A 14,592-nucleotide genomic window follows, 5' to 3' on the forward strand; every position below is an offset into this window, starting at 1 on the left:
CCCCGATTCAGCTCTTCTTGGTGAACTTGCGGATCGCGACGGGCGCCATGATCAGCGTCAGACCGGCGGTCCAGGCGAGCGTGACCCACAGGCCGTGGGCGACCGGGCCGCCGACCATCAGGCCGCGGGCCGCGTCCGCGAGGCCGGACATCGGGTTGTACTCGGTGAAGTTCTGCAGCCAGCCCGGCATCGACCGGGTCGGCGCGAAGATCGAGGAGCCGAACTGCAGCGGCATCATCACCAGGAAGCCCATGGCCTGCACGGACTGGGCGTTCTTCATGGTCACGCCGAGGACCAGGAAGATCCACATGATCCCGGAGCCGAACAGCGCGGCCAGACCGACCGCTCCGAACAGACCGGCCCAGTTCTCGATGTCGAAGCCGACGAGGACCGCGACGATCATCAGGACCGTGGTGGCGACCAGCAGGCGCAGCAGCTCCACCGAGATCTTGGCGATCAGGACCGAGGCCCGCCCGATGGGCAGGGACCGGAAGCGGTCCATGATCCCCTTGTGGAAGTCCTCGTTGAATCCGGTGCCGACGCCCTGCGCGATGTTCATGCTCATCATCGCGACCATGCCGGGGATCACGTACTGGACGTAGGCGTCCTGACCGCCGCCGAGCGACTGGCCGATCGAGCCGCCGAAGACGTACACGAACAGCAGCGTGAAGACGACCGGCATCAGCACGGCGTCGAACATCGACTCCGGGTCCTGCTTGATCCACAGCAGGTTGCGGCGGATCAGGGCGGTGGTGTGGCGCACGTGGTCGCGGAGCCCGATCCGGGGGTCGGCGTCGACGTGGATGGTGGTGACCGTCGCGGGGGACAGGGTGGTCGTACTCATACGGCGACCTCCTCGAGCTCGGGGCGGGCGTCCTGCGGGGCGGACGCCTTCTCGCCGGTGATGGAGAGGAACACCTCGTCCAGGCTGGGCAGTTCGGTGACGATCGAGCCGATCGTGATGCCGCGCGCGGTGACCGCGCCGACGACGGCGGTGAGCTGTTCGTCGCTGAGGATCGGGACCAGTACGGTGCCCGACTCGGTGTCGACGGCGGACGTGGCGAGGCCGGTCAGGCCCATGTCGTCCAGGGCGTGGGCGAGGGGGCGCAGCTCCAGCGGGTCGGCCGGGCGGATCCGCAGGGTGCGGCCGCCGACCTTCGCCTTCAGCTCCTCGATGCCGCCGTTCGCGATGACCCTGCCGCGGTCGATGACGGTGAGCTCGGAGGCCAGCTGCTCGGCCTCCTCCATGTACTGGGTGGTGAGGAGCACGGTCACGCCGTCCCGCACCATGGCCTTGACCTCGTCCCACACCTCGTTGCGGGTACGGGGGTCGAGGCCGGTCGTCGGCTCGTCCAGGTAGAGGACGTGCGGGCGGCCGATCATCGACGCCGCGAGGTCGAGGCGGCGGCGCATGCCGCCGGAGTACGTCTTGGCGGGGCGGCCCGCGGCGTCCGTGAGGGAGAACCGCTCCAGGAGCGCGTCGGCGCGAGCCCTCGCCTCCTTCCTGGACAGGTCGAGCAGCCGCCCGATCATGTACAGGTTCTCGCGGCCGGAGAGCTTCTCGTCGACCGAGGCGTACTGGCCGGTGAGACCTATCACGCGGCGCAGCTGCCGGGGCTGCTTCACCACGTCGTAGCCGGCGACGACCGCGGTGCCGGAGTCGGGGACGATCAGGGTGGACAGGCAGCGGACGAGGGTGGTCTTGCCGGCGCCGTTCGGGCCGAGGACCCCCATCACGGTGCCCTCGTGCACGTCCAGGTCCACGCCGTCCAGGGCTTTGGTCGAGCCGTAGTGCTTGAGCAGTCCCCGCACGGACACGGCCACCGGGCGGCCGTCCGTGCCGGGGTCGGGGTTCTTGTCGATTCGCGTCATGCCGACCAAGGTGGCAGCCGCCACCGACAAGTCACCGACAGCGGGCCGACAGCGGAGCGCCGCTGCCGATATATCGCCGACAGATTGACGGGAGAACGGCCGCGGCCCGTCGACGGGGGAAGATCGACGGGCCGCGTTGGTGCCGCTGTGGCTCAGGGAGGCGCACCGGGTCAGTGCACGGCGTGCTCCTCCAGGGGGAACGTTCCGCCGACCACGTCCTCCGCAAACGCCTTGGCCGCGTCGGACATGACGGAACGCAGATTCGCGTACTGCTTGACGAAGCGCGGCATCTTGCCGCCGGTCAGTCCGAGCGCGTCCGTCCAGACCAGAACCTGCGCGTCCGTGGCCGCCCCCGCGCCGATGCCGACCGTCGGGATGTGCAGGACGCGGGTGACCTCCGCGGCCAGCTCCGCCGGGACCAGTTCGAGGACGACGGCGAACGCGCCCGCGTCCTGGACCGACTTCGCGTCGCGCAGCAGCTGCTGCGCCGCCTCCTCGCCGCGCCCCTGCACCCGGTAGCCCTGCGTGTTGACGGACTGCGGGGTGAGGCCGATGTGGGCCATGACCGGGATGCCCGCGTCGACGAGGAGCTTGATCTGCTCGTGGGAGCGCTCACCGCCCTCCAGCTTGACCGCTCCGACGCCCGCCTCCTTCACCAGCCGCATCGCCGAGCGCAGCGCCTGTACCGGGCCCTCCTGGTAGGAGCCGAAGGGCAGGTCGCCGACGATCAGCGCGCGGCTGGTGCCGCGGACGACCGCGGCCGAGAGCATGGTGAGCTGGTCCAGGGTGACCGGGACCGTGGTGTCGTACCCGAGATGACAGTTGCCCGCCGAGTCGCCGACCAGCATCACGGGGATGCCGGCCTCGTCGAAGACCGACGCCGTCATCGCGTCGTACGCGGTCAGCATCGGCCACTTCTCGCCCCGCTCCTTGGCGAGGGAGAGATCGCGGACGGTGATGCGGCGGGTGCCCTTGCCTCCGTACAGCGCCTTGGGGTTGCTGCTGTCGGCCGGCTTCTGGGCAGCCTGGAGTTGCGTCATCGCAACGGCTCCTTCAATTCGTCTCGAGGCGCCCTGACGGCGTCCCCGGATCGCCTCCATGGTGGCACCGCGTGCCGCTTCCGCGCCAGGCCCCCCGCTGGGCAAAGCCTCGGCAAGGATTTGCCCAGGGGTTCCAATACGAGACGGGGCCGTATCGAAACGCCCCTAGCATCGTACGTATGACCAGTCCTGCCGTCCCCGCGGCTCCCCGTATACCGGAGGCCGTGCACCGCCGCCGTTGGGCGATCCTCGGCGTGCTCATGCTGAGCCTGCTGATCGTCGTCCTCGACAACTCCATCCTGAACGTCGCGATCAAGACGATCTCGACACCCGCACCCACCGGCCTGGGCGCCACCCAGAGCGAGCTCGAGTGGGCCATCAACTCCTACACCCTCGTCTTCGCGGGCCTGCTCTTCACCGCGGGCCTGCTCGGTGACCGCCTCGGCCGCAAGAAGGTCCTCGTCGGGGGCCTCGTCGTCTTCGGCATCGGCTCGGCGCTCGCCGCCGAGTCCGGCTCGCCGGTCCAGCTCATCGCGTTCCGCGCGGTGATGGGCCTCGGCGCCGCCTTCGTCATGCCGGCCACGCTCGCCGTGCTCATGAACGTCTTCGAGCGCGAGGAGCAGCCCAAGGCCATCGGCATCTGGGCGGGCGGCGTCGGCCTCGCCATCGCGATCGGCCCGATCACCGGCGGACTGCTCCTGGACCACTTCTGGTGGGGCTCGGTCTTCCTCGTGAACGTGCCCATCGTGATCCTCGCCGTCGTCCTGATGATCGTGCTCGTGCCCGACTCCAGGGACCCGAAGCCGGGCCGGATCGACCTGGTCGGCGTCGTGCTCTCCGTGGTCGGTCTCGTCCTGCTCGTCTACGGCATCATCAAGGGCGGCGACGAGGGCGACTTCACCAGCCCCCAGGTGCTCGCCACCATCGTCGCCGGACTCGTCGTCCTCGTCGGGTTCGTCCTGTACGAGAAGCGCAGCGACCACCCGTCGATAGACATCGACTACTTCAAGAACAAGGTGTTCTCAGCCGCGATCGCCGCCATCGCGCTGGTCTTCTTCGCGCTGATGGGCGTCACCTTCTTCTCGGTCTTCTACACCCAGAGCGTGCGCGGATACACGCCGCTGCAGACCGGCGCCCTGATGCTGCCGCTCGCCGCGGCCCAGCTGATCTTCGCGCCGCGCGCCCGGATCGTCGTCGACAAGCTCGGTGTCCGGGCCACCACCACCGGCGGGCTCGTCCTGCTCGCGGGCATGCTGGCCGCCTTCACCGCGCTCGACGCGGACACCCCGATCTGGCTCCTGGAAGTCATCTTCTTCCTCATGGGCACGGGCATGGCGCACGTCATGACGCCGACCAGCGTCGTGATCATGCAGGCGCTGCCGCGCGAGAAGGCCGGTTCGGCGTCCGCGCTGAGCAACACCTTCCGCCAGGTCGGCGGCGCGCTCGGGATCGCCGTGCTCGGCTCGGTGCTCTCCACCGCCTACCGAAGCGGCATCGAGGACAAGCTCGGGGCGCTGCCACCGAACCTGCGCGACACGGCGGCCGGCTCGATCGAGGCCACGCTCGGCGTCGCCGAGAAGCTCGGGCCGCGGGCCCAGGGCCTGGTCGGCGCGGCCAACGACTCCTTCCTGCACGCCATGCACGTCACCGCCCTGTGGGGCGCGGGTGTCGCACTGGTCAGCGCCGTCGTCACGGCCCTGTTCCTGCCGGGCCGGACCCCGGCCGCGCCCACCGAGCCGCAGGGCGAGCCGGAGAGGATCGGCGCGGAGCACTGACCGGCGCCCCGCGCGGGCGGGCAGCCGGGAAGCGCTGAGACAATCGCCCCGGGACCAGGCGGACCGCCGGGTTCCGGGGCCGTGGCGGAAGGCGGAGGGCGTGGACACGGAACGGGCCGAGCGACAGGCGCGACGGCACGGGGCCCCGGGCTCGCCCACGCCGCCGCCCGGCGCGGAGCCGCCCGCCCGGGGCCGCCCCCGCAGCGAGGCCGTGGAGCAGGCCATCGTCGAGGGCGTGGTGAAACTCCTGGAGGAGGGCGTCCCCCTCGCCGAGCTGTCCATAGAGCGGATCGCCCGCACCGCCGGTGTCGGCAAGGCCACCATCTACCGGCGCTGGAACGGCAAGGAAGCCCTCTTCGTCGAGGTCCTGCGCTCCATCGAGGTGCCCGACCCCGAACTGCCCGGCACCTCCCTGCGCGACGACCTGGTCTGCCTCCTGGAGCACCTGCGCAGGCGCGGCCTGAGCATGCGCAGATCGGTCCTGCTCCACAACGTCTTCGCGCAGATGAAGACCCTGCCCAGGCTCTGGGACGCGTACCACGAGCTCGTCATCGACCCGCGCCGGCGCGTCATGCACGACGTACTGCGGCGCGGTGTCGCCGACGGAGAACTGCCTCCCGGCACCGATGTCGAACTCGCCGGTGACCTCCTCACCGGACCGATGCTGCTGCGCAGCATCATGCGCACCGACTCGCCCCTCGCCGACGATCTCGCCGAGCGGATCGTCGACCTCGCCCTCGCCGGACTGAGAGCCTGTCTTTGAACCCGGGGGACCGACGGAGCTGAATGTGAGCGTTTCGTCACAGGAAGCCCTTGCGGGCCTCTTGTTCGGAACTCCGGACGCCGCCCCGCTCGTCCTCGTGCCCGTACGGCCGTCACAGACCCGCCCGACGGGGAGTGACGGGACAGAAAGCCGCCGAACATCGCCTAGGGTTTTCCGGGCAGGGACGGCGGGCACGGCAGTGAGGCGACGACGGTATGGCGCAGGCGTACGACAGGGGAGACGGCGACGGATCCGGGCGCACCGGGGCGGGCGTTCGGCTCCGACGTCTGGGGCGCCGGCTCCGTACCGACCGGGGGCTGTGGCGCCGCGGCGTCGTCCTCGCGGTTCTCGCGGTGCTGCTCGCACTCGTCATGCTGCTGCACGCGCAGATCCCCAACACCATCGGCAACCTCGGCTCCCTGACGGAGACGTTCCTGCCGTGGCTGGGCCTGTTCATCCCGGTGCTGCTGGTCCTGGCCCTGGTGCGGAAGTCGGCGACCGCCCTGGTCGCGCTGCTCATGCCGGTGATCGTCTGGCTCAGCGTCTTCGGCGGGCTGCTCACCGACAAGCACGGCAGCGGCGGTGATCTCACCGTCGCCACCCACAACGTCAACGCCGACAACCCCGACCCGGCCGGCACCGCGAAGGACGTCGCCGCGTCCGGGGCGCAGGTCGTCGCCCTGGAGGAGCTGACGGCGCAGGCGCTGCCGACGTACGAGAAGGCGCTCGCGGGTGCCTATCCGTACCACTCGGTCCAGGGCACCGTCGGGCTGTGGAGCAAGTACCCGCTCTCCGCCACCCGGCCCGTCGACATCAAGCTGGGCTGGACCCGCGCCATGCGCTCCACCGTCGCGACGCCCGAGGGGAAGGTCGCCGTCTACGTGGCGCACATGCCCTCGGTGCGCGTGAAGCTCAACTCCGGGTTCACCGCCAGCCAGCGCGACAAGAGCGCGACCGCGCTGGGAGAGGCCATCTCCGACGAGCCGCTCGGCAAGGTCATCCTGCTCGGCGACCTGAACGGCACGATGAACGACCGTGCCCTGAACGCCGTCACCGCCCAGATGCGCTCCACCCAGGGCGCCGCGGGCAGCGGCTTCGGGTTCAGCTGGCCGGCCGCGTTCCCGATGGCCAGGATCGACCAGATCATGGTCAGGGGCGTGGAGCCGGAGGCGTCGTGGACGCTGCCCGAGACCGGCAGCGACCATCTGCCGATCGCGGCCCGCGTCGCGCTGTGACATCCGCCTTCTGAGTTTCACGGCGTCTTAACCTCGCGGAATACTGGGCGCGGGAGACTTTGTTCCGTACGTAAACTTATCCGCGTCGCCGCTCGGCGTCACCGCTCCGCGTACGGTCCCTGCCCCGCCCCCACTTTCTTTGGACGATTCCTCATGCCCCTCGCCCTGCTCGCCCTCGCTGTGGGCGCCTTCGGCATCGGCACGACCGAGTTCGTGATCATGGGTCTGCTGCCCAACGTCGCGAACGACCTGGACATCTCGATCCCCGCCGGGGGACACCTCGTCTCCGCGTACGCGCTCGGCGTCGTCATCGGCGCCCCGCTGCTCGCCGCGGTCACCGCCCGCATGCCGCGCCGCCGGGTCCTGATCGGCCTCATGGTGCTCTTCGTCGTCGGCAACGCCGTCTCGGCCGTGGCCCCCGACTACCACTCCCTGCTGCTCGCCCGCTTCGTCAGCGGCCTGCCGCACGGCGCCTTCTTCGGCGTCGGCGCCGTCGTCGCCACCTCCCTCGTGGCGCCCGAGCGCAAGGCCCGCTCCGTCTCGCTGATGTTCCTCGGCCTGACCGTCGCCAACATCGTCGGCGTCCCCGTCGCCACCGCCATGGGACAGCAGCTCGGCTGGCGCGCCACGTTCCTCGCCGTCAGCGCCATCGGCCTGGCCGCCATCGCCGCCCTCGCGGCGCTCGTCCCCGCCGACCACGGCCATGGCTCCGCGGTGGGCGTCCGCAGCGAGCTCAAGGCGCTCGGCTCGGTCCCGGTCTGGCTCGCCCTCGGTACGACCGTCGCCGGGTTCGGCGCCCTCTTCTCCGCCTACAGCTACATCACGCCGATGCTCACCGACGCCGCCGGGTTCGCCGAGGGCAGCGTGACATTGCTGCTCGCCCTGTTCGGCGTCGGCGCCACCGTCGGCAACCTGGCGGGCGGCCGCCTCGCCGACCACTCGCTGCGCGGCACCCTCTTCGGCGGCCTGGCCTCGCTCGGCGTCGTCCTGGCCCTCTTCCCGCTGCTCATGCGCGCGGAGTGGAGCGCCGCGCTCGCCGTGCTGCTGCTCGGCATGGCGGCGTTCACCACCGGCTCGCCGCTCCAGCTCATGGTGATGGAGAAGGCGTCCGCCGCGCCCTCGCTGGCCTCCTCCGCCAACCAGGCGGCGTTCAACCTGGCCAACGCGGGCGGCGCCTGGATCGGCGGCCTCGCCCTCGCCGCGGGCCTCGGCGTCACCTCCCCGGCCGTGACCGGCGCCGTCCTCGCCGTCCTCGGTCTCGGCGTGGCCGCGCTCGCCTACGCCGTGGACCACCGCCGGGGCGCCACGGCCACCGCCCAGGGCCGCCTGGTCGCCTCCCACGTCCCGGCGGAGTCGCGGGGGGAGCCCGTACAGCGCCAGCCCGTACAGCGCTAGCCCGCACTGTGCTGAGGCCAGGCCCTACGGAGTGAGGCGGCGCACACTGTCGCGGATCACTATGTGCGTGCCGAGGAGCTGGCGCTGCTGCCCGGTCCTGCCCGTCCCGCCGAGGGCGAGGCGGACGGCGGTGCGGCCCAGCTCCTCACCGGGGATGTGCACCGTGGTCAGGCCAGGGGTCATGTCGGCGGCCACCGGGTCGTCGTTGTAGCCGACCACCGAGATGTCGTCCGGGACCCGCAGCCCGTACTCGCCGAGCGCCCTGACCACGGCGGCGGCCACCCGGTCGTCACCCGCGAAGACCGCCGTGAAGTCCGGCCTGCCGTCACACTTGACGAGCAGGTCACGGATGGCCTCGTCGCCGTTGAGCTGGCCGAAACCGATGCCGTGCAGCAGCGCGTCCGCCGCCGGCACGCCGTGGCTCTCCAGCGCCCGCAGATAGCCGCGCACCCGGGCCTCGCCCGTCGTGTTGCCCGGCTGGTAGCCGATCAGCGCGATCCTGCGGTGGCCCGCGCCCAGCAGATGGCTGGTGATCGCGTGGGCGCCCGCCTCGTTGTCGTACTCCACCACCACCGCGGGCACGTCGGGCGCGGGCGCGGGCCGCCCGCACAGCACCAGACGCGACCCCGCGGCCGCCAGGGACTGCGCGTACTGCGCCATCCGCTCCCGGTACGCGGCGTCCTCGACGACCCCGCCGACCAGGACGACCGCCTCCGCCGCCTGCTCGCGCATCATCTGCACCAGCGCCAGCTCCCGGGCCGGGTCGGCGCCGGTCGACGCGACCAGGGTGAGCCGGTCGTGCTGCGCGGCCTCTTTCTCGACGCCCTGCGCCACAGCCGCGTAGAAGGAACTCACCACGTCGAGCATGAGCACGGCGATCGTCTTGCGGCCCGCCCCGGCCAGCGCGCGGGCGTGCGCGTTGGCCACGTAGTCCAGGTCCTTGGCCGCGCGCAGCACCTTCGCCCGCGAGGCGGCCGACGTCGGATAGTTGCCCGCCAGGACCCGGGACACGGTCGCCACCGACACCCCCGCGCGCGCGGCCACGTCGCGGATCGTCGCCCGGTCGCCCACTCTGACTCCTTCGAAAGTCCGATGGTGCGGAACCTCCTGCGGGTCCCGCACCATCATCGCCTGCGCCGTCCCCGGCGGTCAGCCGGGTCAGTGGGCCGCCGCGTACTCCTCGCCGAACTCCTCCAGCGCCTTCTTCCCGCCCTGGGCGAGCCACTTCTTGTAGATGCCGTCCCATTCGGAGAGCTTCTTGCGGCCGGTCACCACCGCGGTCACACCGTCGTTGATGATCTGGTCGAGCGTGGCGCCCTGCCGGTTGAACGTGTCGGACTGCAGACCCCAGCGGTCGTTCGGCACCATCATCGGCACGACCTTCCGCTGCCAGGCGTGCACCCGCTTCGTGAGGTCCGCGTACCCCGGGTAGTACAGCGGCTGGGGCGCGTCGGCGACCTTGACCAGCGGCAGGTTGTCCTTCGACTCGACGAGCCCGAGCTCGGTCGCGATCGGGTTGTTGTCCTTGTCCCGCTCGAAGTGCGTGCCCTCGATGCCGTAGTGGAGCAGCTCGTACTCCTTCGAACCGAACGGTGAGGCCAGCCAGTCCAGGACGCGCAGCAGCAGCTTGACGCGGTCCTTGGGAGCCTTCTTCAGCGCGGTGTAGCCGAAGATGCCGCGGCTCTGCTGGAACTGCTGGGCGCCGCCCACGGTGTAGGGCTGCGCGACGTCCAGGGTGTACGCGTCCTTGATGCCCTGCGCGTTGGAGATCGTCGCGCCGAAGCCGTCGGTCATCGACAGGGCGGTGCCGTTGTAGAACTGCGTCTTCAGGTCGACCTGCGAGACCGAGGTGGCCTCGGGGTAGTACGCGCCGGACGCGCGCAGCTTCGCCATGTACTCCAGGGAGGACCTGAACTCGTCGCTGCCGGCGAAGTACTCGGCCTTGCCGCCCTTGATCCGCCATTCGTTGGGGGCGCCGTGCCAGATGGCGTGCGTCTTGTAGCCGAAGTAGCTGGTCGTGGAGGCGCCGAGCCCCCACGTGCGGTGCCCCGTCGCGGCCTTGGCGACCTTCGCGAAGTCCGCCGCCGACAGGCCCTGCTCGAACCCGGCCTTCGCGTACGCCTCCTTGTTGAGGAAGAGGGTGTCCTGCGGCTTGGGCCGCTCCACCGGGACCCCGTGGATCCGCCCCGCGATCCGCCCCATTCCCTCCCAGGCGTACGTGGGTATGGCCGCGAGGTGCGGATAGTCCTTCGCGGCGTCGCCCGACAGGAACTCGGTCAGGTCGGCGCACCGCTGCTTCACGAACTGGGCCTCGCGCGGCAGCGTGTAGCCGCCGCCGATCGCGATGATGTCGGGCAGGTCGTCACCGGCCATGAGCGTCGCCATCTTGGTGCGGAAGTCGGCGTCCGGCACCACCGTGAACTCGACCTCGACCCCGAGCGCCTCGTTCAGGGCCGCCCAGTACTTGTTCCGCGCGGCGGGCTTGGGCGGCGTCCCGTACGTGATGGAGATGATCCGGACCTTCTCCTTGCCGGTGCCGGGCTTCTCGGCGACCGCCTCGACCAGCTTCTCCGGGTACCTGAGGAAGCCGGCCTGGACCCCCTCGGCGGTCGGCGCGAGGTCGGGGGCCGGGCCCTGCGCGGCGGCGTACGTCGGCCAGGGCGCCGCCTTCGTGCCCTTGTTGCCGACGGAGCCGCCGCTCCCGCCGCTCCCCGTCGAGCAGCCGGTGAGCAGGGACGGTACGGCGAGCGCGGCGCCGCCGACGGCGACGGAGCGCAGCAGGGTGCGGCGCGACATGGAGGAAGCGGACATGGTGAAGAACCCTTCGGCCAAAGGAGGTTGAGGAGAGGAGCGAGGCGCGGGAGCGGCTCAGCTCTTGATGGCGCCGGTGAGCACGCCCTTGGTGAAGTACTTCTGCAGGAAGGGGTAGACGAGCAGGATCGGCACGACGGCGATCACCATGACGGCCATCTGCGTCGTCTGCGGCGCCGAGACCATCCCGGCCTCGCTCAGCCCCGTGTCGGCGATCTGCGCGCCGCCGATGACGTACGTGCGCAGGACCTGGGAGAGCGGCCAGTGGTCGGACTCCAGGTAGATCGAGGCGGTGAACCACGAGTTCCAGTAGCTGACCGCGTAGAAGAGGCCGACGACGGCGAGCGCGGCCTTCGACAGCGGCAGTGCGATCCGCCAGAACGTCGCCCAGTCACCGGCGCCGTCGAGCCGCGCCGCCTCGTACAGCTCCTCGGGGATGCCCTGGAAGAAGCCGCGCAGCACCACCAGGTTGAAGACGTTGATGAGGCACGGGGCGATGACCGCCGCGTACATGTTCTGCATCCCGAGCCCCTTCACCAGCAGGAACGCGGGGATCATGCCGGGCGGGAAGAGGAACGTGAACAGCACGAGCAGCAGCACCGGCTTGCCGCCGAAGACACCGGGGCGGCTGAGCGCGTAGGCGAGGAACGCGGTGCACGCCAGGGAGAGCAGCGTGCCGATGACGGTGATGCCGACGCTCACCCCGAGCGCCTTCGTCACGATGCCGCCGCTGAGGATGGTCTCGTAGGCGCGCAGGGTCGGTTCGGTCGGCCACAGCACCCAGCCGCCCCCCGCCACCACTTCCTTGTTGGAGGCGAGGGAGGTGGAGATGATCACCAGGAACGGTACGAGGACCAGGCAGAGCAGGAAGATCACGGCCAGGCCCTTGGCGGCCTTGGTGACGGGCTTCGGCTTCTCCATCCACGCCGGGCGGGCGGGGGCGGTCGATGTGCGGCTCACTTGTAGACCCCCTGCTCGCCGAGCTTGTGCGCGATCCGGTTGGCGACGAACACGAGGGCCGCGCCGACCAGGCCCTTGAAGAGGCCGGCCGCGGTGGCGTAGCCGATGTCGCCGCCGATGATGCCCTGCCAGAAGACGAAGGTGTCGAGGACCTCGCCGACCTCCGGGCCCACCGACTGCCGCTGCAACAGCATCTGTTCGAAGCCGACGGAGAGGATGTCACCGAGCCGCATGATCAGCAGCAGGACGACGATGGGGCGGATCGAGGGCAGCGTGACGTGCCAGAAGCGGCGCCAGGGCCCGGCCCCGTCGATCGCGGCGGCCTCGTAACTTTGCTCGTCGACCTGCATCAGGGCGGCCAGGAAGATGATGGTGCCCCAGCCCGCGTCCTTCCAGATCACCTCGGCGACGACCAGCGGGCGGTACGCGTCCGGGTTGCCGATGATGTCGACGGTGTGCAGGCCGCTGTCGTCGAGGAAGCTGTTCAACAGGCCCGTGTCGGAGAGGACTTGCTGGAACAGGGCGACGACGATCACCCAGGACAGGAAGTGCGGCAGGTAGACGACGGACTGCACGAAGCGGCGCAGCAGGTCGGAGGTGAGGCTGTGCAGCAGCAGCGCGATCGCCAGCGGCACCGGGAAGTAGCAGACCAGCTGGAGCACGGCGATGTAGAGGGTGTTCCACGTCGCGTGCCAGAAGTCCGGGTCGGCGAACATCCGGCTGAAGTTGCCGAAGCCGACCCACGGGCTGCCCCACAGCCCGGCGAACGGGTCGTACTCCTTGAACGCCACGACATTGCCGACGAAGGCGCCGTAGTGGAAGACGAGGAAGTACAGGACGCCCGGAACCATGAGCAGAAGCAGCACACGACTGCCCTGAAACCGTTTCCACGCGGTGTCACGCCTGATTATGTGGTCAGTTGACCCGTTTCGAGGCCGCTCCGGGGGCTCCACCGCCCCGGTCGCGGGCCTTTCCTTCGCCACAGTGGGCACGGGAACCCCTCCGTCGTTGGAACAAGGTGAGGCGGAATCTAAAACGGTTACTACGAACGGTCAACCCCTCTGTACCGCACTGGCCGCCCACTACCTTGACCGTGGACGGCACGGATGCCTAACCTCCTGCTGCATGTGAGTAACCGGTTACAGAACTTTTCCGACTACACGGATTCAGCAACGAGGGGTGGACCCGAGTGACGGCACACCGACCGACCGCGGCACTGGCCATGGGTGCCCAGGTGGTGGAGCGGGTCTTCCCGCCCGACCTGCGGGAACGGCTCGGCCGCGGCACCCGGCTCGCGGCGGCCCCGCTGACCGGCGCCCTCGAAGGACCCGATGCCGCGCGGGTGCTCGCCACCACGGAGATCCTGGTCACCGGCTGGGACTGCCCACCGCTCACCCGCGAAGTCCTCGCGGGCGCACCCCGGTTGCGGGCGGTGGTGCACGCCGCCGGATCGGTACGCCCGATCGTCACCGACGCCGTGTGGGAGCGCGGGCTGACCGTCTCCTCGGCCGCCGACGCCAACGCGGGCCCCGTCGTCGCCTTCACCCTCGCAGCGATCACCTTCGCGGCGAAGGGGGCGCTGTCCGCCGCCGCGGGGTACGCGACGGCGTGGCCGGGGTTCACCGAGCGGACCGGCGCGGACGCGCGGGTCGTCGGCGTCATCGGGGCGTCGCGCATCGGGCGCCGGGTGATCGAGGCGCTGCGGGGCGACTGCGCGGGGTACCGGGTGCTGCTGTGCGACCCGTACGTCGACGAGGCCGAGGCGGCGCGGCTGGGAGTGGAGCGGGTCGGGCTCGCCGAGTTGTGCCGGCGCAGCGGCATCGTCAGCGTCCACGCACCTCAACTGCCGTCGACGCGGGGCATGTTGAACGCGGAGATGCTCCGGCTGATGCCGGACGGCGGCGTGCTGATCAACACGGCGCGGGGCGCGCTCCTGGACACGGAGGCGCTGGCCGCCGAGTGCGGAACGGGTCGCCTGTCGGCGTACCTGGACGTCACGCACCCGGAGCCGCTGCCACCGGGACACCCGCTGCTGTCCCTGCCCAACGTGCTGGTCACCCCGCACATCGCCGGCGCCCAGGGCAGCGAGGTGCGGCGGCTCGGCGTGTACGCGGTGGAGGAGGTCGAACGGTTCGTCCGCGGGGAGCCGCTACGGGGCGGCACGGGCCTGGGGGACATGACCCGGGTCGCCTGAGCGGCGGGGCTGATCGTCCGGGGGGTGCGGGGCGCTCCGCGCGGGGGGCTCTGTTGTCTGCGGGGTGCTCCGCGCGGCAAGTCTCTCTGTCAGCGGGGCGCGTGCGCGGTGCGCGGTTTCGTCTGCGGGGTCGTTGCCCCGTCGGCTGCTGCGGGTGCGCTGTGGCCGTTCGCGCAGTTCCCCGCGCCCCTCGGATGCGCGGCTGCGCCGCGGCATCCGGGGACACGGACGCGCCCCGCTGAGATGCCGCACGAAGTGCGCATCTCAGGGGCGCGGGGAACGGCGCGCTCAGCCACGACGTGTGGCGCGGTGGCCCGGCTGCCTCCGCGCGGCAGGCGGGGGTGGCACCCCTCAGGAGCGCGGGGAACTGCGCGCTCAGCCACGACGCTCGCCGCAGCGGCCTCCCACCCCCGCCCGGCAGGCGAGAAGGCACCTCCCAGGGGCGCGGGGAACGGCGCAACCCGCCGCGCCGCCCGGAGCCGGGGCCCCGGGAAGACGCGGAGGGCGCCCGCCCCGGCAGGACACGACCCCGGCCGGGACGAACACC

General features: G+C 71.0%; 12 protein-coding genes. 5 read left to right on the forward strand and 7 right to left on the reverse strand.

Going from position 1 to position 14,592, the window contains the following annotated elements:
* Positions 1–7: 7 nt before the first annotated feature.
* From ACZ45E_RS32485 to panB, 3 genes are all read right to left on the reverse strand, one after another.
* Positions 8–844, reverse strand: a complete 837-nt coding sequence (locus ACZ45E_RS32485; RefSeq protein WP_468227744.1) for an ABC transporter permease — start codon at positions 842–844, stop codon at positions 8–10.
* Positions 841–1,872, reverse strand: coding sequence for an ATP-binding cassette domain-containing protein (locus tag ACZ45E_RS32490; protein WP_468227747.1), 1,032 nt, complete (start codon positions 1,870–1,872; stop codon positions 841–843). Before ACZ45E_RS32490 ends, ACZ45E_RS32485 begins: the two co-directional genes overlap by 4 nt.
* A 170-nt stretch (positions 1,873–2,042) precedes the next feature.
* A complete protein-coding gene (gene panB / locus ACZ45E_RS32495; protein WP_468227749.1) occupies positions 2,043–2,912 on the reverse strand; it encodes a 3-methyl-2-oxobutanoate hydroxymethyltransferase in 870 nt (289 codons plus the stop codon).
* A gap of 179 nt (positions 2,913–3,091) precedes the next feature.
* On the opposite strand from panB, the gene ACZ45E_RS32500 reads away from it, so the two are divergent.
* The 4 genes from ACZ45E_RS32500 (at position 3,092) to ACZ45E_RS32515 (ending at position 8,080) form a co-directional block, all read left to right on the forward strand.
* The gene (locus ACZ45E_RS32500; protein ID WP_468227752.1) at positions 3,092–4,687 is read left to right on the forward strand and encodes an MFS transporter; all 1,596 of its coding nucleotides are present in this window, start codon (positions 3,092–3,094) and stop codon (positions 4,685–4,687) included.
* A gap of 100 nt (positions 4,688–4,787) precedes the next feature.
* Positions 4,788–5,450: a TetR/AcrR family transcriptional regulator gene (locus ACZ45E_RS32505; RefSeq protein WP_468227755.1), complete on the forward strand. Its 663-nt coding sequence runs from the start codon at positions 4,788–4,790 to the stop codon at positions 5,448–5,450.
* A gap of 215 nt (positions 5,451–5,665) precedes the next feature.
* On the forward strand, positions 5,666–6,685 hold the full coding sequence (locus ACZ45E_RS32510) for an endonuclease/exonuclease/phosphatase family protein (RefSeq protein WP_468227757.1): 1,020 nt from the start codon (positions 5,666–5,668) through the stop codon (positions 6,683–6,685).
* A 153-nt stretch (positions 6,686–6,838) separates the two neighbouring features.
* Complete coding sequence (locus ACZ45E_RS32515) at positions 6,839–8,080, forward strand: MFS transporter (RefSeq protein ID WP_468227760.1); 1,242 nt, start codon at positions 6,839–6,841, stop codon at positions 8,078–8,080.
* A 24-nt stretch (positions 8,081–8,104) separates the two neighbouring features.
* Here ACZ45E_RS32515 and ACZ45E_RS32520 read toward each other — a convergent pair whose 3' ends face one another.
* The 4 genes from ACZ45E_RS32520 to ACZ45E_RS32535 all read right to left on the reverse strand — a co-directional run bounded on the left by ACZ45E_RS32520 (position 8,105) and on the right by ACZ45E_RS32535 (position 12,702).
* Positions 8,105–9,151 carry a LacI family DNA-binding transcriptional regulator gene (locus tag ACZ45E_RS32520; RefSeq protein ID WP_468227762.1) on the reverse strand — a complete coding sequence of 349 codons (1,047 nt, stop codon included), beginning with the start codon at positions 9,149–9,151 and terminating at the stop codon, positions 8,105–8,107.
* 87 nt (positions 9,152–9,238) lie between these two features.
* The gene (locus tag ACZ45E_RS32525) at positions 9,239–10,891 is read right to left on the reverse strand and encodes an extracellular solute-binding protein (RefSeq protein WP_468227764.1); all 1,653 of its coding nucleotides are present in this window, start codon (positions 10,889–10,891) and stop codon (positions 9,239–9,241) included.
* A 57-nt stretch (positions 10,892–10,948) separates the two neighbouring features.
* On the reverse strand, positions 10,949–11,812 hold the full coding sequence (locus tag ACZ45E_RS32530; protein WP_468227977.1) for a carbohydrate ABC transporter permease: 864 nt from the start codon (positions 11,810–11,812) through the stop codon (positions 10,949–10,951).
* Between the two features lie 35 nt (positions 11,813–11,847).
* Positions 11,848–12,702, reverse strand: coding sequence for an ABC transporter permease (locus tag ACZ45E_RS32535; protein ID WP_468227979.1), 855 nt, complete (start codon positions 12,700–12,702; stop codon positions 11,848–11,850).
* A gap of 371 nt (positions 12,703–13,073) precedes the next feature.
* Here ACZ45E_RS32535 and ACZ45E_RS32540 point away from each other — a divergent pair, with 371 nt between their 5' ends.
* Positions 13,074–14,045, forward strand: a complete 972-nt coding sequence (locus ACZ45E_RS32540; protein WP_468227981.1) for a hydroxyacid dehydrogenase — start codon at positions 13,074–13,076, stop codon at positions 14,043–14,045.
* Positions 14,046–14,592: the final 547 nt, after the last annotated feature.

Source organism: Streptomyces sp. NPDC030991, assembly GCF_055571235.1.

What these genes read in the sequence shown, in the direction of transcription:
- ACZ45E_RS32485 (WP_468227744.1), bottom strand. Translation starts at nt 844, where the DNA reads ATGAGTACGACCACCCTGTCCCCCGCGACGGTCACCACCATCCACGTC.
- ACZ45E_RS32490 (WP_468227747.1), bottom strand. Translation starts at nt 1,872, where the DNA reads ATGACGCGAATCGACAAGAACCCCGACCCCGGCACGGACGGCCGCCCG.
- panB (WP_468227749.1), bottom strand. Translation starts at nt 2,912, where the DNA reads ATGACGCAACTCCAGGCTGCCCAGAAGCCGGCCGACAGCAGCAACCCC.
- ACZ45E_RS32500 (WP_468227752.1), top strand. Translation starts at nt 3,092, where the DNA reads ATGACCAGTCCTGCCGTCCCCGCGGCTCCCCGTATACCGGAGGCCGTG.
- ACZ45E_RS32510 (WP_468227757.1), top strand. Translation starts at nt 5,666, where the DNA reads ATGGCGCAGGCGTACGACAGGGGAGACGGCGACGGATCCGGGCGCACC.
- ACZ45E_RS32515 (WP_468227760.1), top strand. Translation starts at nt 6,839, where the DNA reads ATGCCCCTCGCCCTGCTCGCCCTCGCTGTGGGCGCCTTCGGCATCGGC.
- ACZ45E_RS32525 (WP_468227764.1), bottom strand. Translation starts at nt 10,891, where the DNA reads ATGTCCGCTTCCTCCATGTCGCGCCGCACCCTGCTGCGCTCCGTCGCC.
- ACZ45E_RS32530 (WP_468227977.1), bottom strand. Translation starts at nt 11,812, where the DNA reads ATGGAGAAGCCGAAGCCCGTCACCAAGGCCGCCAAGGGCCTGGCCGTG.
- ACZ45E_RS32535 (WP_468227979.1), bottom strand. Translation starts at nt 12,702, where the DNA reads ATGGTTCCGGGCGTCCTGTACTTCCTCGTCTTCCACTACGGCGCCTTC.
- ACZ45E_RS32540 (WP_468227981.1), top strand. Translation starts at nt 13,074, where the DNA reads ATGGGTGCCCAGGTGGTGGAGCGGGTCTTCCCGCCCGACCTGCGGGAA.